Annotated in this window: 7 protein-coding genes; 3 read left to right on the top strand and 4 right to left on the bottom strand. The window is 64.2% G+C overall.

The features are described from left to right. Window positions 1-74: 74 nt before the first annotated feature. On the bottom strand, window positions 75-7,907 hold the full coding sequence (locus tag H2LOC_RS16330) for a SpvB/TcaC N-terminal domain-containing protein (protein ID WP_154331695.1): 7,833 nt from the start codon (window positions 7,905-7,907) through the stop codon (window positions 75-77). A 1,130-nt stretch (window positions 7,908-9,037) separates the two neighbouring features. Between H2LOC_RS16330 and H2LOC_RS16325 the strand changes: the two genes are divergently transcribed. Continuing rightward, window positions 9,038-10,441, top strand: a complete 1,404-nt coding sequence (locus tag H2LOC_RS16325; protein WP_136497922.1) for an outer membrane beta-barrel protein — start codon at window positions 9,038-9,040, stop codon at window positions 10,439-10,441. A 72-nt stretch (window positions 10,442-10,513) separates the two neighbouring features. Here H2LOC_RS16325 and H2LOC_RS16320 read toward each other — a convergent pair whose 3' ends face one another. From H2LOC_RS16320 to H2LOC_RS16310, 3 genes are all read right to left on the bottom strand, one after another. Continuing rightward, window positions 10,514-11,485, bottom strand: a complete 972-nt coding sequence (locus H2LOC_RS16320) for a quinone oxidoreductase family protein (RefSeq protein ID WP_136497923.1) — start codon at window positions 11,483-11,485, stop codon at window positions 10,514-10,516. Window positions 11,486-11,579: 94 nt separating this feature from the next. After that, on the bottom strand, window positions 11,580-14,147 hold the full coding sequence (locus H2LOC_RS16315; RefSeq protein WP_136497924.1) for a polynucleotide kinase-phosphatase: 2,568 nt from the start codon (window positions 14,145-14,147) through the stop codon (window positions 11,580-11,582). Continuing rightward, window positions 14,144-15,496, bottom strand: a complete 1,353-nt coding sequence (locus H2LOC_RS16310; RefSeq protein WP_136497925.1) for a 3' terminal RNA ribose 2'-O-methyltransferase Hen1 — start codon at window positions 15,494-15,496, stop codon at window positions 14,144-14,146. The genes H2LOC_RS16315 and H2LOC_RS16310 overlap by 4 nt, the downstream gene beginning before the upstream one ends. A gap of 217 nt (window positions 15,497-15,713) precedes the next feature. Here H2LOC_RS16310 and H2LOC_RS16305 point away from each other — a divergent pair, with 217 nt between their 5' ends. Together H2LOC_RS16305 and typA are read left to right on the top strand one after the other, a co-directional pair. Next, window positions 15,714-16,991, top strand: coding sequence for an FAD-dependent monooxygenase (locus H2LOC_RS16305; protein ID WP_154331694.1), 1,278 nt, complete (start codon window positions 15,714-15,716; stop codon window positions 16,989-16,991). Window positions 16,992-17,143: 152 nt separating this feature from the next. Continuing rightward, window positions 17,144-18,970, top strand: coding sequence for a translational GTPase TypA (gene typA, locus H2LOC_RS16300; protein ID WP_136497926.1), 1,827 nt, complete (start codon window positions 17,144-17,146; stop codon window positions 18,968-18,970). Window positions 18,971-19,063 lie beyond the last annotated feature (93 nt).

Raw genomic sequence — 19,063 nt, 5'->3', positions numbered from 1 at the left:
TTTGAGCTCCATTCGATCCGACCTCGCGTCGTTCCACAACCGACAACTCCGCGAGCAATCTTCGTCGGGAAATTTTACTTTACAAATTTGCCGCCTATATCCACCGGGCGATTATACTGCTGATTATACAGTATAGTGCTCGTAATATCCGGCATCATCAATTCGACAGGCTTGCCGTCCGCCGCATCGAACATCGTCGAGACCGCATGAACGAGCTTGTTCGAACTGAAAGTCGTCATCTTTGCGAAATCATCCCGATCTTTGTCGAGCCTTTCCCGCGAGACCACATTTACATTTTCTGGTATAGTTGAATATTTTATCTTTGCATAAGCGAGATTTGCGATGAAATTCTCCACATATCTCTCGGCTATTAGCTTATTTGGAGCGCCGAAACCATATAGTTTCTTAATGGTGTCGAACACGAATTTCTCCTCGACGAATTTGTCGAAAACATTATCGAGATCGCTCTGCGAAAGTTGAGCTTTCGTATGTCCTGCCGTCTTCGCGTTTACGTCGTCGACATACGCCTTCAAGGCTGCCTGGAAGGCGCCGCGGAACGGTTCCAGCTTTGCGGCGAATTCCCTGAATTTTTTCGTCGTGCTCGATAGCTTTGTAGAGTTATCGGGCAGGTGTTTTTCCATCATCAATTGCGCGTGTATCAATTCGTGATGCAAATGGGAGGCGAACACCATCTCATATTGCTCTTTTGGCGTTCCTTTCACCGACTTGGCAAAGATCTCGTTCTGACCGTGGCTCAGATCCGTCGCAACCGTTATTTTGATCGCGTCCTCTTTTTTCGGCGCCGTGTAGCTTCCGGTGTCCCCCGATTTTCGGATTTCGAGCTTCCAGCGATGTCCTGCGGCATTTTTTGCGCCCGACGCTACCGGCGTCTCAACAGCTTGACCGATATGCTGTCCCTTCAACAGCGCACCGATCTCCGGATCTTTCTGGGCGATGATCTTCGGGGCGGTCTTTTCGTATTCCGGATCGGATCCTCTCATCCCGTCCGGATCGAAAAGTCGGATGGGATTGTTTCTGACATAGCTGTAAACGTCGAAGCCGTCGCTCAATCCTCCCGGATCGCACGCGGTCCACCGTCCCAGCCAAGCCGCATAGTAGCGCGCGCCGTGATAATGCAGCCCGCTTTCTTCATCCCGTTCTTTACCCGTAAATCGGTATCGCCTTGAAACGTCCGTCTGGCGCGCGACCGCCTGATAGGACGTCGATCCAAACGGGAAATACTCCTCGTAGGAAATCACCTCGCCGGCGTCGCCGAGTTCCAGCGCCGCCGAGTGCAGATGGTTGGAGAACTGATAACGCACCTGCTGCGCCGGCCCCGCATCGCTTCCCGAGGTCCGCATCTCGACGCGGGCGACGACATGATCGCCCGCCGCGACAGGAAAGGTCTCGCGCGCCAGATCGATTGTCGACCCGTCGCTCGCAAATTGCCGGTAGATCTCGACGCCGCCGAGATAGATGCGCTCCGCCGCACGCTTGCCGAGCTGGTTCTCGGAAATCTTGCGCACGCGCTCGCCGCTGGAGTCGTAGGTGTAATAGGTCGTCGGCGGGTTCGCGCCGCCGACAGTGCGCGTCGTCGCGCGCAGGTGGTCGTCCTCGCTCCAGGCCATGGCCGCAAGATGCGGCATGTGGATCATATTGCCGTGAGCGTCGTGGCCATAGGTCGCGGAGAAGGGGCCGGGCGCCGGATCTCCCGGCAGGCTCGTCGCGCTGAGGCGGTTGCCGGTCTCGCCCGCAACGATGCGCGAGGGCTCGCTGTATCCATAGCGCCGCGCCCATCCGCCCGAGGCGACTTTGTGGCTCATCGAGAGGATATTGCCGATCGCGTCATAGGCGTAGGTCTCGAGATAGATTCCCATCGCATTGCCGTCGCCGGGCTGCGGCAGGCGCATACGCAAGGAATCGTCGTCGGTCGGCTGCGCCGCGGCGTTCAGCGCGCCACCGGTCTGGCCGAGATGCTCGCGCCCGCTCGCCGCGATCAGCCGGTAGAGCGGATCATAGGCGTAATCGTTCGACGGCTCGATGCGCTGGTTGTTGAAGTAGATCACATTTTGCAGGTCGGCGTCGTCGCGGATGCGGGTCGCATTGCCGACGGGATCGTAAAAGTAGCTCAGGTCCTGAGCCGTTTGCGCCGAAGCGGGAAAGCCCGGCGGTCGCAAGGTCGAAAGACGCCTGAGCCGGAAGGTGAGCGGATCGTAACCATATGTCGTGACGGCGCCGTTCCCATAGGCGACCGAGGCGCGCTGTCCCCGCGCATTATAGGCGATGGACGTCACTACGTGACGATCCGCCGTCGCCGGATCGAGCAGGCCCGCGGGCGCCGCGGCCTGCTGCAGCCAGACGTCGATCGTCGTCAGCTGGCCTCCGGCGTCATATCCATGCTGCGTGACATTGGGGCGCATGGTCGCATTGACCGGGGATGTCGTCTGCATGACCCGGTTCAGCGCATCATAGACGGCGCCGCCGACGAAGCGATCGCGGCCGCCATCCCCGGTTTGAACGAGATTCGCGGCCGCCGCGGCGGCGTCGAGCGACGCAGCGTCCGTCAGCGCGGCGAGCGGCGACCAGTCGGGGCTCTGCCGATAGACCGAGGCTAGCTGGCGCGCATAGGAGACGAGATTGCCCTTGAAGTCGTAGCGCGAGTTCTCGAGATAACCTGCGCCGTCATAGTGACGAAACAGCCGCCCGCACAGATTGGCGTCGGCATGGCCCTCGCCCCAGACGCTGAGGTCGAGCAATATTTCCGGAGCGCCGCCGACGCTGACATAACGCGCCTTGGGGCGGCGCGCGGCGTCGTAGACATAGCGGAAGGTCTGTCCGCGCGCGTCCCAGCTGCGGATCGGCTTGCCTGCGATGTCGTTGAGGCTGCGCCGCGCGCCGGCGTCGGCGTTGACGTGGTAGAGCGGCTGGCCCGCCATGTCGACGCCCGCGACATAGGCGACGCCGCCGGACGCCGAGGTTCGAAACACGTGCTCCTGCGTTCGCCGTCCGAGCGCGTCGAACACGGCGAGCGGCTTGCCCTCCGTGTCCAGCGCGCTGCGCGCGGGGTAGCGCGCGCCGCCGCCATTGTCGACGACGACGATGCATGTGCGTCCCAACGCATCGAGGTGGGATAGGGTCGGCGTCGCCGCATGCGCGCTCGCCTTGGTCGCGGCATCCTGCTCGGCAGCCTGCGCTTGCGCGTCGGCGCCGAAGCCTCCCCCGATCCGCGCCGCGCGCCAGGAGGTGAATGCGCCCGCCCCCAGCGCGCGCTCGAAATAGGCGCCGACATCCGCGTCGGCGCGCGGATCGGCGATGAGGACGGTGTCGTTGCGATCCCAGCTTTCCTGGCGCCAGGCGTCGAAGACCGTCTTTTCCCAAGTCGAATCGGGATGAAGGGTCGCGACGGCCCGCCCGGCCGGATCGTAAAACATCAGGACGCTGACGCCCGATTGCGCGGCGAATTCGAAGGCGCTCGTCGACGAGAAGAAAGGCTCGTAGCGCCGGATCGACTGGCCCTTGTTGTTGAAGACGGTCCAACCCGAGCCGAGCCAGCGCGGCGAGATTTCGGGACCGTGCGCGACGAGCGGCCCCGGGGCGACGCGCGCCTTCTGCTGCGCGATGCGGCCGAAGCCGTCGCTGTAAGAGAGCGCGACTTGAAAGGCCGGGGCGGCGCCTCCGGCCGCGGCGAGATCGGCGGCATGCGTCTCGCGCGAGATCGCGGCTGACGCCGGCGGCGACGGCTCAGCGCTCGTGCGCGTGCGCCGATAGGCGTCGACGTCATAGACGACGCGGCTCGTGGCGGCGCCGATCAGCGCCGGAGCCGCGGTCAGCGGATCGGCGAAGAAATTGGCGACGGTGGCATCGTCGAGGTCGATGGTGACGCCCGCGAGCGAGTCGCCGAGAGTCTCTGTGGTCTTGCCCTTGACCGCGGTCGCGACGACGAGGCCGAGCGCGTCGAAGGCGGCTTCCGTCCGATTGCGGTTGGCGTCGGTGATCGAGGCCGGCGAGAGGACGCGATAGTCGTTCGAGCAGCTCGTCACATTGCCCACAGCGTCGGTCACGGAAACCGCGAGCAGGGAATCGGCGTCGTAGGCGACGCGCGCGACGCCTTTGAACGGATCGACGAGACGGAAAGGCAGGAAGAAATGCGCGCGCGCGTAAGCCAATTCCTGCGCCGGCGTGTCGGCGTCCCCGGGCGAGAAACAGGCGCGCCCGGAAGGCGTCCACCATTCGGCCTCTCCCGGCAGGGCGACATAGCCCGCTTCCGCCAGCACGGCGTCCGGCGCGAGCGCGCCGAAGACCGCCGCGACATGCGTCGGCGTCAGGGCCGCGCGATAGCCCTCGCCGGGGATGGCCAGAGACTGCAGGTCGCCGACCGGCAACAGGGTCGAAAGATCGTCGCTGCGGTAGCGCGTGCGGGTCCTGGCGAGAAAACGGCGCGTCGGCGTCGCAGCGGCGACGCCGCCCCCGTCGACGTCGGCGCCGGGAACAGCTTCATAGGGAACGTCATGCGCGCCGGACCAGGCGATTTGCCAGATTCCCGGCTTTGCCGGCGGGCCGTCGAGCTCCTCGAAGCTGAAGAGGCTTGCGACGCCGAAGCCCTTGTCGCTGGGCGTCGCGCCCGTAATCTCGGCAATGTCGGCCGCGGCGGCGCGCGGCGCGCGATAGACGTCCGGATATTGCTGTATGTCGTCGATCGCCTTGGTGTCGCGCCGCGCGAAGCCGCGCATATGCAGGCGCACCTGATCATAGCTCAGCCGATTTTGCGTCGCCGAGTCGAGCCCGGGCTCCGGCGATGGCCCGGCGCGCCGCGGATAGCCGATCGAGAGCGCGCGCAGGACCTCGCCATAGGCGTTGGTCTCCAGCGTCGCCTCATGGGTGACCCGCGGGTCTGTGGCATGGCGCTCGTAATGCAGCGAGATCGACTCGCGCGGATGGACGAAGAAACAGGCGTGGCGGTTCGGCCCGAAGCCCTGCAGCCGCAGGACGGTGAAATTGCTCTCGACGACGCTGTAGGGATTGCCGATCGGCCCGATGGCGTCGGCGTCGAAGACCTCGACCCGGATGGCGCGGCCCTTCAGCGCGCGATAGGCCTCGCGCGTCTCCTGCGGCGTCAGCCCCTGCGGCAGGGAGCTGTCGACCGGCCGCATCGCCGCGAGCCCGCTCGCCGCCGGCGGCCCCCGCAAAGCCGGCTCCAGCCAATATTCGCTCTCATATTGCCGCGTCACCTTCCCGGCGTCGATGAAGGCGCCGGTGTGGAACCAAGTCCGCGTGAGGATCGGCGGCGTCGAGGAGAGGGCGCTCCAATTGGCGAAAGGCCCGTCGGCAAATTGCGTGTCTTCGCGGAATTCCTCGGCGTCCCACTGCTCGACCATGCCGAAGCCGCGGAATTCGCGCTCGAGCCCGTCGAAAAAGCCGTGATGATAGGCGTATCGCGTCACGAGACGGTTGCGGCCGATCCAATCGATCGTCTCGACGCGCTCGACCGTCCACACCGGGAAAGGCAGCCGCGTGATCCAGGGTCGGCCGGCTTTCTCATCCTCGAGATAGAAACGCGTCGAAGGGGCGTAGGCGACGCGGGTCTCGGCGCCGAGATTGTTCCTCGTGGCGACCATCAGATGCGGTTTCACGCCGCCCATCAGATCGACATAGAGCAGCGGCGCCGCGCCGCTCTGCGGCAGAGGCGACGACCAGACGAGGCAGCTCGTTCCGGTCCCCAGCAGATCGACCGTCTGCACGCTATGCAGCGCGTCGGCGGCGGGAAAGACGGCGAGGAGCGTCGGCGCCGAGAAGGCGTTGCCGGATTGGTTGAACCATACCCGCACGCCGTCACGCGCGACATAGAGGACATCGGCGCCGCCCGAACCGTCTATGTCGGCGAGGCGAATGCGCCTGGCGTCGAAAACGTCCTCGGAATCAAAGCGCGGGGCGCGGTCCAACGTGACTCTGGCGCCGAAACGCCCATAGCCCAGATTGGGCCAATAGGCCGTTTCGCCATTGCGCACGCGCACGATGTCGTTGAGCCCGTCGCCCGACATGTCGGCGATGAAGATCGTCTCCGTTCCATCGGCGAAGACGATTCTGGGGCCTTGCTCTTCGTCCCACGGCATGCGCACGAATTTTGCCGTGTCGAAGCCGGCGGAGCCGAGCGACGCATGATAGGTGAAAAGGCCGTCTTCGCTGATCAGAATGTCGGCGAGCCCGTCGCCGGTCACGTCGATAAATTTTAGATTGGGATCGCCCCAGTCGATCTGCGGCAGGGTTTCGAAGCGTTTGAAGGGCGCGAAATCGCGCTCGTCCGTGCGCTTGTAAAATCCCGGCTCCGACCCCGAGAGCGCTACGACGTCGATCATGCCGTCGCCGTCGAGCGCGAGCAGTTGACGCCCGCTCAGATCGCAATGCCCCGGCGTCCGCGCGACCTCGCGCATCTCCCCGAACAAGGGCGCCGGCGTCGCGGCTCCGGCGAGATGGGCCGCGCTCAGATTGCGCTTGAAATACCAGGCGCCTGGAGTCGTCGAGAGGATACCCGACAGGCCCTCGCCATCGAGATCGAGCCAGCGGAAGCGCGCGCCGTCGACGCCCTCCGGCAGATTGCCGAGGCTCTCGCGATCGACGGCGCGCACGGTGGGGTCCAGGGTCGCGCGCGTGTAATCGAATTCGAGCGGCGGCAGGCTCTTCGCATGCAGGCCCTTTTCGTCCCTGCGATAGCCGGTCAGCGTGATCGACTCGAGGAAGCTGTGGATCGAGCTCGTCGGATCGGGCGACGCGGTCTGGTCCGAATAGACGAGGTCGATCGAGCGCACGAGGCCCTGCGCGCCCACGCTCGGCTCCCCGGGGAAATTGTTGAAGAACAGCAGCCGCTGCACGCGGCGATAGGTTCGGACCTCGAAGCCTGAACGATAGGACGAGAAGGGATCGGGACGCACCGGCCAGGAGCCGTCGGGATCGACGCCGCCGGCGCTGTGATCGCCGTAATCGAGGCTGAGCGCAAACATCCAGTCGGTCGGCGCGGCCGGCTCCGCGTCGGCGGTGAAATCGACGACATAGGGTGTGCGATTGCCATAGAGCGCCTTGCGCAGATAAATCTGCGCCTTGCGCGCGACTTCCGTGCGGTTCGCTTCATGCGCGGCGGATGCGTCGACTCCGACGCCGTCTTCACGGCCATAGACATAGAAGGCCGCATTGCCCTTGTCGTCGAAAGTCTTGCTGATGCGCCACTCGAAGATCCGGCCGGGATGCGCGGGGTCCTGATCTGCGACGCAGCTTTCGCTCACATCGCCATAGATCGAGATCACATTGTCACGAGAGATCGTCCGCCAATGGACGACTCCGGATTGCACCGCGCGCCAGCGCTCGACGCGCGAGAACAAACCTTCGATCCTCGGGCGGTAATAGGCGATCTCGTAATCGACCTTGAACGCCCTGCGGGGGAGGACGAGCCGATCGCCCTTCGCATCCAGCACGGGGACGAGGTCCTCCGCGCCGGAAAGTATGAAGACGTCCGATTCGCCTGCATCGTCATATTGGGGAAGTCCTTTGTCGGTCTTTCTCCGCACAAACGGCAGATCAAGGCTCCAGCCGAGGCCGAAGACGCCCGCGCCGGCGCCGGAATCGTAAGCGAGCCTCAGTTGCGGCGTCATCCGCGCGGGGCTGAGCGAAAGAGGAAGCGAGAAATTGGATGTTCCGGTCGCCGCCGCGACCGCGAATTTTTCGCCAAGACCGCGGACCGCGCCGCCGGACTTGGGCAATGTCACCCCGGGGAGCCTGGGCGCAATGGCGTCCTTCGCCGCGCGCTCCATGAAAGGATCGGAGGGCTTCTCTTTCGCCGAAGCCCCGCCGGCGTCAAGTCGCGCGGCGCCTTTGCCTGCCGCATCGCTACGCTCTTGCGATTGACGTTTGTCCAGCATGCGCCCTCAAATGAGGTTTGAGCCTATGTAAATTGCAGATTCAAAGTTACGCGGCGATCCAATTTGGATTTCGCCTTTCGCGCGAGCCGCCGCGCTTTTCGTCAGCGCTCGCCATCCCCCGAATGACCGGGGCGGCTCGGCGAACGTCGAACGCGCTGGAATCTTTCAGATTGAACCCGAAAGACTCCATAATTCCCAACTCAAACCGTGTTTTTTGACGCGAACCGGTTTTTGCTGCGTTTGAAAGCTTTTTAATTCACGACGCTGTAGGCCGCATCATTAAGAGCGCGCGTAACAGACTCGATTCAACCCAGAATTGGCCTCGGGGATTCTGAAACCGCTGGCGTATATCGACAGACCGTAAGCGGCGGCGACTTTACTTATACTCTTGCTGGAGACGGCTTTGGAATGCAAGCTTTATAGGTCGCAGATTGAAGACAGAAACGACAAGCCGCTAAGACTGGCTTCAGAGTGACAGCGGGCTCCGTAAAATCCCTCGCTACCGGAGCAGCCCCTGACGAGTCGCTTTATAATGAGATCAACACTCTCTCCAAGCTTTCGTATGGAGACCTATTTATGTTGCCTGGAATTCTAGTGACTTAAACGTATCTGTCAATGACTTGGGAGAAGCGATGCAGGAGCGCCGCTGGGATTCAAGGGATCTATGCGACGGAGCGCCGTTCGGTTCACCGAACGCTCCATAACTCGCCTCTTGCTATAGAAATCCGGTTGATCACTACGTCCTGTGGCCCCTCCGACGCCTCAACCTGAGGTGCTTTTTGCGGAACGCAAAAAGCCTCGAAGGACGCTCCAGAAGGGCGGCCCGCCCCGACACGATTATCGGCGCAACCGTAGGCGGCCTATCCGGAGCGGCGGTGTTCCGGATTGGCGAGGTTGACTTGACGCGACGGCGCGAGGCCGAACCGAAGAAGGCCGAGAGGCAGCCCGCGCGGGCAAACGCCGCCCTGCCCTATCGCCCTGAACCAGGGAGCGAATTTGCAAAACGTTAACCAACTTTATCTGGGCAAGGGGGCGAATCATTGACGCTCCTTTCGAGTCACGCTAAAGGTTAACGCATATTAAAGACAAACAAATCCGCGGCTTGCCGCACATATCGAGGGGCCCGAAGTTTGCCGTTACGTCAAGCAACGCCAAAGCTTCGTCCCGAAACCAGAAGGCTTTCAGCCGTCGCGCTGGCGACCATTTCTTGGCTGGGAGGTTGCTCCGCCGGCCATGCGCAGACAGTTGTTCTTCAGCCGACGCTGCGGCCCGCGGGAGAAACTGACGATCTGCTGGGCATGTTCTCGAGCAAGCCCATGGCGCAGCGCAGTCTGAGGGATAATCCGACGCGCAATTACCAGGGCCTCCCCTTCGAAGGCTGGATGCTCTACCCGAGCTTATTCCTCGGCGGCATTCATGACGATAATATTTATCTGGCTCAAACGCAGCGGGTGAAGGGCGAGGGCATCCAGGCGATACCGACTTTTATCGCAGATCGGGACAGAGGCGTTCAGCACACGAAAGTCTTCGTGAACGGCAGCCTCAACATCTACCCCGGAAACTGGCAGGGCAACCTCATAAACGGCGAAATGGGCGTTGGGCATGTCTGGGAGGTTCAGCGCGACCTCGTCGTCAGATTGGGCGCCGAATACGATATCAACAGCGATGTTTACTCGAACGGCTTTTTGTACACCCCTTACGGCAGCGCGACCATCAAGGCGCCGCAGCGGCGTAATACAGTCGGTGGGTTTGTGTCTGCGGTCAAAAGCTTCGACAAGGTGTTCGTGGGTCTGAGCGCCAGCGCCTACGAAACGACTTATGATTCCTTGTTCACCTCGGTCGGTTCGCTTCCTCAAGCCTATCGCGACAATCTCCTTGGCACCGCCACCGCTCGGCTGGGCTATTCCTTTTCCCCCGCCGTTTATTCTTTTGTCGAGGGTTCCGCAAACGTTCGCAATTACAGTAGCGAGACCGCGTATGGCGTAATCGCTCCGGGCGTGTGGACAGCCGGCACCTTTTTTAATTCGCAAGGCTACCGCGTGATCACCGGGCTCGGTTCGGATCGCATCAGCCTGTTCAAGGGGGAAATATACGGCGGATTCCAACAGCAGGATTTCGCCACTTCCATATTAGGAACGCATTCCAGCGCGGTCTACGGAGGAAAAGTAAGCTGGTTTCCGACCAGAGCCTGGACCGTATCGCTCTCGCTCGACGAGATCTTCCAGGACGCCGCTTTGCCGTTGTATTCAAACCCTCTCGGCAATTCTGCGTTCGTGACTCAGGCGACCGCGATCATTCAATACGCAATAGCCAAGGAATGGAACTTTCTTTTGAGAGGAGGCTACGCGAACTACCGCTATTTGTCCGGAACACGCACCGATAATTCATGGACCGGGAACTTTACATTCAATTACGAAATCACCCGCAACCTCATGGCGACGGCCAACTATACATTTTATCAGCTGGAGTCGACTGCTGCAGGGGCAAGCTATACACGGAATGTATTTGGCTTGGGCGCGACATATAAGTATTAAACCTCGTACGCAAAGACCTTAGTCAGACCAGAGCGCTCGGCCCAGACGGAAGCCAACCGCCCCATGGCCCGCTTAAGGAATCAGCACGATCGATCCCGCGGTTTTGCGGGCTTCCAGCGCTTCATGCACTTTGGCCGCCTCGGCGAGGGGGTAGTTCGCCGCGACCTCGAAATCAATGTGGCCGCGCTCGAGCGCGCGCTCCACATCGCTGGTCATTTCCTCATAGGTCTCGCGGTCGGCGATATGGGTGAAAAGCGAGGGGCGTGTGGCGAAGAGCGAGCCTTTCTGCGCCAGCAGGCCGAGATCGAAGGCGCCGACAGGCCCAGAAGCCGAGCCATAGCTCACGAACAGGCCGAAAGGCGCGAGGCAATCGAGCGAAGCGGGGAAAGTGTCAGCCCCCACGCCGTCATAGACGACGTCGCACAGTCTTCCCTTGGTGATCTCGCGCACCCGCTCGGGAAAATTTTCCGTGCGGTAGAGAATGACGTGCTTGGCCCCGGCGTCGCGGGCGATTCTGGCTTTTTCCTCGCTGCCGACGGTGGCGATGACCTTGGCGCCGAGGGCGCTGCCCCACTGGCACAGCAGGCGGCCGACGCCGCCGGCGCCGGCGTGCACCAATATCCTGTGGCCCTTTTTCACGCGAAAAGTCCGGCGCAACAGATATTGCGCGGTCAGCCCCTTGAGCATCATGGTGGCGCCGTCGGCATAGGACAGGCGCTTGGGCAGATGGACCAGGGCGGAGGCGGCGATGTTGCGGGCCTCGCTATAGGCGCCTAGGGGACCGACATAGGCCGCGCGGTCGCCGGGCTCGAAATCCTCGACGCCCTTGCCGACCGCGATCACTTCGCCTGCGCCCTCATGTCCGGGAATGAAGGGATATTCGACCGGATAGGCGCCGGTGCGGCGATAGATGTCGATGTAATTGACGCCTATGGCGCTATGGCGGAGCTGAACCTCGCCGGGGCCGGGAGGGGGCAGCTCGATGTCTTCCAGCTGGAGAACTTCCGGCCCGCCGGCGCGATGCACCCGAATAACCTTGACCATGATCGTCTCCAAACCTGCAATCGGAATCGGGGCCAGCATAGCAAACTAAGTCGGCCGTTGGGGCTGCTCCGGCGAAAAAGCGCGGTCGGCGACCTTAAAGACGCGGGTCGATCGGCTCGCTCTCCAGCGCGAGAACGGCGAAAACGCATTCATGAGTCTTGCGCAGCGGCGCCCGCGCCACGAAGCGCGACAGGGCTTCATGGCCGAGCGCGAATTCGCGCAGCGCGTTGGCGCGCTTGGCGCCGAGGCCGCGCTGGCGCAGGCGCGCCAGGTTTTCGGCCAAGTCATATTCCGGCCCGTAGATGATGCGCAGATATTCCTGTCCGCGAACCTTGAGCGCCGGCTGGATCAGCCCCTTGGCGCCGCGCGCGATAAAGTCGCGCGGCTTGACCACCATGCCTTCGCCTCCTGATGCGGTGAGCGCCTCCCACCATGCGGCGGCGTCGATGCAGGCGGCCTCGTCGTCGAGGACCAGCTTGCGCCAGCGCGTCGTCGTCATGCCCGGAGTCCCCGTCGCGGCGAGGCGTTCGGCGATGGCCATATGCCAGTGGTGGTCTTTGTCGAAATGCGCGGCGCCCTCGCTCGCCAGCAGATGGAAAGGGGCCAGTTTCAGATCGCCGAGCGATTCGACCGGCCAGACATAGGGGCGCCACGCCTCGGCATAGCGCGCCGCCTTTTCCGCGCGCACCGCCAGTCTGTCGCGCCAGTCGTCGATTGGAACGCCGCGCGCCGCGGCGCGCGCCGCCGCCTCATGCGCAAGCGTAAGGCCGGCCCGGCTCGCGGCGGCGACCGGAGCATATTGCTGCTCGATGAGCGCCGCCGCCTTGGCCGACCAGGGCATGAATTCGGCGTCGAACAACAGCCAGTCGGTCTCCAATTCCTCCCAGAGTCCGGCGGCGTCGCAGGCGGCGCGCAAACGCGCGAGCAGCGCCTCGGTCTCCTTGCGGTCAGGGAAAAAGGGGCGGCCGGTGCGCGTCCAGATCGCACCGCTCTCTCCCGAGACGACGCCGAACCGCCTGCGAGCCGCGTCCGCGTCCCGGCAGAGGGCGAGGCAGGCGCGCGAGCCCATATGCTTTTCCTGCAGCACGACCTCGCTCTGCCCGCGCTCGCGATAAAAGGCGAAGGCCTCTTCCGGGCGCTCCAGAAAGCCTTCCTGAGCGCTGGTTTCGACCGGGGACATGGTTGGCGGCAGATAGATCAGCCATTGCGGCGCGATGGCGAAGCGGCTCATCGCCTCCAGAGCCGCGGCGGCGTTCTCCTCTGCGACAGGGATGCGATTCATCAGGCCGACGTCGATCCAGCGCCGCCCCAGCACATCGGCGGCGTCGAGCGCATCGTCGGCCTCGGCCTGGGCGGCTCGGGCCCCCGGCGCGGGCCCGATCGGGCGCACGGGCTCGCAATAGACCCGCGCCGCCGGAACCTGGACGGTCTCGCGCTCCGGCCAGCGCAAAGCGGTGAGCCTGCCACCGAAGACGCAGCCGGTGTCGATGCAGATGGTGTTGTTGACCCATTCGGCTTCGGGCGTCGGCGTGTGTCCATAGACTACCGCCGTCCTGCCGCGATATTTCGCCGCCCAATCGAGCCGCACCGGGAGGCCGAACTGGTCGGTTTCGCCGGTGGTCTCGCCGAACAGGGCAAAGTCGCGCACAGCGGAGGAGCCGCGGCCGATCATCTCCTCCTTCAAGCCGGCATGGGCGACCGCGAGCTTGCCGTCATCCAGCCAGTAATGGCTGCGCAGATCGGACAGGAAACGCTTGACCTGGCCCTGAAACTCCGGCGGCTCGTCCGCGAGCTGGTCGATCGATTCCTGCAGGCCGTGGTTTACCGTCACCTTTCGTCCGTCGAACCAGCGCGAGAGTTTGCGGTCGTGATTGCCCTGAACCGTGTCGCCGACCCCGGCCGCCTGCGCCGCCATCGCTATGCGCAGAACCTCGGGCGTATTCGGACCGCGATCGACCAGATCGCCCGCGAAAATGAGCTTTCTGCCATGCGGGGCGGCGATTTTGAGCGCCTCGCCCTCGCCGGACACCACATAGCCGAGGCGATCGAGCAGGGCCCGCAGCTCGGCGGCGCAGCCATGCACGTCGCCGATGATGTCGAAGGGGCCATGGTCGTCGCGCCGGTCGGTCCACATCGGCCGCCGTTCGATCCGGGCGGCGTCGATGGCTTCAACCGAGTTGAGCTTCCAGATCTGGCGAAAGCCTTCCCTATCGAGGCCGCGCAAGCCCCGCCGGATTTCCGCTATCATGTGGTGGGGGACGCCGGGACCGAAGTTGCGGTCGGGCCGCGACCTGTTGCGCTCGATACATGTTTCGAGCCCGGGATCGAGGACGATGGCGACCGGCAGGGCGTGCCAACGCCGCGCCAGCTCGACCCGGTTTTTGCGGTCGGCGGGGCGGACATTGGTGGCGTCGATCACCGCCAGCCGTCGATGCTTCAGACGTTTTTCCGCGATTGTCGCGACGAGATCGAAGGCGTCGGCGGAGATCGCCTGATCGTTCTCGTCGTCGCAGACGAGGCCGCGGCAATGATCGGACGAGATTACCTCGGTCGGCTTGAACCAGCGCGCGGCGAAGCTCGACTTGCCCGAGCCGGTGGCGCCGATCAGCACGACGAGGCAGAAATCGGGGATGTCCAGCGAAGTGGGATCGGCGGGCCTCATCGCGAAAAAACTCCAACCTGCGAGACAGGACCGAATTCGGGATGCTCTTCGCCTATGCCCGAGAAGGCGACGCTATAGCCGTAGCGTTCGGCGACCGCCTGCGCCCAGGCGGAGAACTGCGGCCGGGTGAATTCAAACCGATGGTCGGGGTGGCGGAACTGGCCATCCGGCAGGGTTTCGAACAGCCGGTTATATTCGGCGTTGGGCGTGGTCACGATCACGACTTTTGGCCGCGCCGCGCCGAACACGGCGTCGGCCAGCGCGGGCAGGCGATCCTCGTCGAGATGCTCGATCACCTCGACCAGGGCGGCCGCGTCGACTTCGGCCCAGCGGGCGTCGCGATAGGTCAGCGCGCCGTGCAGCAGTTGCACCCGCTCGCGCGAGGCGCCTCCCGCGACATCGAGCTTCAAGCGCTCGCGGGCTCGCTCCAGATCGCGCGAGGAGGCGTCGATTCCGATCAGCTTCTCGAAGGCGCGGTCCTTCGCCAGCCGTTGCAGCAGCCGGCCCTCGCCGCAACCGAGATCGGCCACGGCGCGGGCGCCCGTCTCCTTCAGCAGCACGGCTACCGTATCGAGCCGGCGGTCGTGCAGGCGCAGGGGCGCCTCCAGCGCTTCCTCGCGGCGCGGCGTGGACTCGGACGGCTCATCCGGCGCCGGGTCCTGCAGAAGCAGGGCGAGCGCGGCGCGGGCCAGGCCGCGCCTGTTCTTGAGATAGCGCCGCGCGATGGTCTCTCTTTCCGGGTGGGCGGCGAGCCAAGGCCCGGCTTTGGAGACCAGTTTCCCGACCTCGTCATCGCCGACCCAATAATGCTTGTCCGCGTCGAGCGCCGGGATCAGCACATAAATATGGCTCAGCGCGTCGGCGAGGCGCAGCGTTCCGGAAAGGCGCAGCTCGACATAGCGCGAGGTTTCGATCCGCCGGGCCTCGACCCGCCAGCCCAGCGGCGCGAACAGGCGCTCCGGCAAATCGTCGCTCGAGGGTAGCGGCGCGATGGTAATCTCCAGCGGGATCGCGCTTTGCGCCAGCTCCGGCCGCTCGCGCGATACGCCGGTCATCGCCGTGCGAAAAGCCTTGTTCAGCGCCACCGAGAGAAAAGACGAGGCGGCGTAAGGGCGATCATTGACATATTGGTCCATCACGCCGTCGGCGCCGCCGCGACCGCGCACGAGCGCCACCGGATCGAGATCGAGCGCGAGCGCCGCCTCGCAGCGCTGCGCGTCGGCCTGCGGAAAAAACACGACGGCCTTGCCGAAGGAGAGTTCGACCTCATGGGTCCGATCCGGGTGCTTCATCAACAGAAAGCCGAGGTCGGTGGCCGGAGAATGGGTGGTGGCGATGGAAAGAAACATTGTCGGAGCTGGCCCGCCTTGATGCAAAGGGCGCTTTTCGCACGATTTTGTTTGGGGCCAAAGCGGGCGGGTCGAGCGTGATTAACGGAAAACCCCGACTCCGGGGGGAAAACGCCCTGTCGGACGGCGCGGAGGGGCCGATCGACGCACGCAAAGACCGGGCCTCGCCCTCGGGAGCGGTCGGCGCTATAAAGACCGATCACGGAGATAATGGGTCATGGCGCTGGAACACTCGGGCGAAGAGACAAAGACGATAAAGACGCAGATTCTCGTCGCGGGCGCGGGTTCGACCGGGGTCGCCGCCGCCCTCGCCTTCGCGCGCGCCGGACTGAAGGTGACGCTCGCCGGTCGGTTCCCGCCGCCGCTGCCGGGGCGCACCGTGGCGCTGTTCGAAGCCTCGCTGCGCTTTCTGGAGGCGATCGGAGCGCTCGCCAGGGTCAGGGAAAAAGCCTGCCCGATCGAAGCGATTCGCATGATCGACGACACCGCCCAGCTTCTGCCGACGCCCGACCTTCTGCTGAAATCGAGCGAGATCGGCCTGCCCGCCCTCGGCATAAACATCTCCAACGACGAACTGGTGGCGATCCTCCTCGAGATCGCCCGGGAACGTCAGGCTTTCGAGATCGTCGAGGCCGACATCGCCGATTACGTCTTCGACGGCGACGGAGCGGTCGCCCTGCTCGCGGACGGGCGCAGGATCGAAGCCGATTTCGTGGTCGCCGCCGACGGCCGCCAGAGCCGGGCGCGCGCCGTCGCCGGCATCGACACCAGGGAATGGACCTATCCCCAGGTCGCCCTGACCATGCTGCTCTCGCATGAGGAGCCGCATGACAATATCTCCACCGAATTCCACACCCGCTCCGGTCCCTTCACCCTGGTGCCGCTGCAAGGGCGCGAAGGCGCGCCGCACCGCTCCAGCCTGGTGTGGCTGATGAGCGTCGCAGACGCCAGCCGCCGGCTGGCCAAGCCGCGCGAAGAACTCGAATTCGAGCTCGAAGACCGCGCGCACGGAAAATTCGGCGCCATGAAGATCGAGGGCGGGATCGGCCAGTTCCGCATGGGCGGAATGAAGGTTTCGACCCATGCGACCGGCCGGGTCGCGCTGGTCGGGGAAACCTGCCACGTCTTTCCGCCGATCGGGGCGCAAGGCCTCAATCTGAGCCTGCGCGACGTCGCCGATCTCGAAGATTGCCTCGCCAGCGTCGATCTCTCCAACCCGCACGAACTCGGCCATGCATTGGCGCGCTACGACCGCCATCGCCGCGCCGACATCGGCTTCCGCACCCTCGGCGTCGATCTTCTCAACCGTTCGCTGATCGTTCCGCAATTGCCGGTGGATCTGCTGCGCGGCGCGGGGTTCGTCATCATGACGGCGCTGGGGCCGCTGCGGCGGGCGATGATCCGGGAAGGCGTTTCCCCGCACCTGCTTCTGCCGCGGCTGATGCAGGAAAGAGCGCCGCGCGAGGGCGGCGCCCGCCGCAGGCGGAGCGCCTGATCGGCGAGGCGCAAAGCTGCGGGTTCCATTTCCGCTCTCGCTCCTATATGTAATGCCGCATCGCAATATCGGCGTCACGCCGCTTCCGCGCGCGCAAGGTTCAAGCCGCGGAAACGGCGGCGTGCGTCACTGAACAGGCATTGGCCAAATCCATGAAGCTGCGCAATATCGCCATCATCGCCCACGTCGACCATGGCAAAACCACCCTGGTCGATTGTCTGCTGCGGCAGTCGGGCGCCTTCCGCGACAACCAGCGCGTCGCCGAGCGCGTGATGGACAGCAACGACCTCGAAAAAGAGCGCGGCATCACCATCATGGCCAAGGCGACCTCGATCGCCTGGAAGGACACCCGCATCAATATCGTCGACACCCCCGGCCACGCCGATTTCGGCGGCGAGGTGGAGCGCATCCTGTCGATGGTCGACGGCGCGATCGTGCTGGTCGACGCCGCCGAAGGCCCGATGCCGCAGACCAAATTCGTCGTCGGCAAGGCGCTGAAGATCGGACTCAAGCCCATCGTCTGCGTCAACAAGGTCGACAAGCCGGACGCCCGCGTATCCGAAGTCGTCAATGAGGTGTTCGATCTCTTCGCCGCGCTGGACGCCACCGACGAGCAGCTCGACTTCCCGATCATCTATGGTTCGGCCAAGCAGGGCTGGATGGCCGAGGAGCCCACCGGCCCGCAGGACGGCATGGCCCCGCTGTTCGATCTCGTGGTCAAGCATGTGCCCGAGCCCAAGGTCGAGGAAGGCGGCTTCCGCATGCTCGGCACGCTGCTGGAGGCGAACCCCTATCTCGGCCGCATCATCACCGGCCGCGTGTTCTCGGGCAGCGTGAAGCCCAACCAGGCCGTGAAGGTCCTGGACCGCACCGGCAAGGTCGTCGAGCAGGGCCGCGTCTCCAAGATCCTGGCGTTCCGCGGCATCGAGCGGCAGCCGATCGAGGAGGCCGAAGCCGGCGACATCGTGGCCATCGCGGGCCTCGAAAAATTCAACGTCGCCGACACGCTTTGCGCGCTCGAGGTGAACGAGCCGCTGCAGGCCCAGCCGATCGACCCGCCCACCCTGTCCATGACCTTCCTCGTCAACGACTCGCCGCTCGCCGGCACCGAAGGCGACAAGGTGACGAGCCGCATGATCCGCGCGCGGCTCTATAAGGAAGCCGAAGGCAATGTCGCGCTGCGCGTCGAGGATTCGCCGCAGGGCGACGCCTTCATCGTCTCCGGCCGCGGCGAATTGCAGCTCGGCATCCTGATCGAGAACATGCGCCGCGAAGGCTTCGAGCTCGGCGTCTCGCGTCCCCAGGTCGTGTTCAAGCGTGGCGAGGGCGACGAAATTCTGGAGCCGATCGAGGAAGTGGTCATCGACGTCGACGAAGAGCATTCCGGCGTCGTGGTGCAGAAGATGGCCGAGCGCAAGGCCGAGATGGTCGAGATGCGGCCCTCCGGCGGCGGCCGCCTGCGTCTCGTGTTCTACGCCCCGACGCGCGGCCTGATCGGTTATCAGGGCGAGCTTCTGACAGACACCCGCGGCACCGCCATCATGAACCGCCTGTTCCATGAATACGCCCCGCACCGGGGCGAGATTCAGGGCCGCCGCAACGGCGTGCTGATCTCCAACGATCAGGGCGAGGCGGTCGCTTACGCCATGTGGAAGCTCGAGGACCGCGGCCCGATGATGATCGAGCCGGGCTGGAAGGTCTATCGCGGCATGATCGTCGGCGAGCACACCCGCGACAACGATCTCGAGATCAACGTGCTCAAGGGCAAGCAGCTCACCAATATCCGCACCCAGTCCAAGGACGAGGCCGTGCGCCTGACGCCGCCGATCCAGATGACGCTGGAAAAGGCGCTGGCCTATATCGAGGACGACGAGCGCGTGGAAGTGACGCCGAAGTCGATCCGCCTGCGCAAGGTCTACCTCGATCCCAACGAGCGCAAGCGCTTCGGCAAGGCCGGCAAGGCCGCCCTGGTGGATTGAGGGCCGGCTGGTCCGACAGGCTGAATGGAACAATCGCGCCGGGGGGCTCTCCGGCGCGATTTTTTGTGGCGCCCCGGCTTGAGACGCTCGGAA

The organism is Methylocystis heyeri (genome assembly GCF_004802635.2).
GTDB classification, from domain to species: domain Bacteria; phylum Pseudomonadota; class Alphaproteobacteria; order Rhizobiales; family Beijerinckiaceae; genus Methylocystis; species Methylocystis heyeri.
The sequence above is the reverse complement of the archived record's forward strand: the minus strand, read 5'-3'. Positions and strand labels throughout refer to the sequence as shown.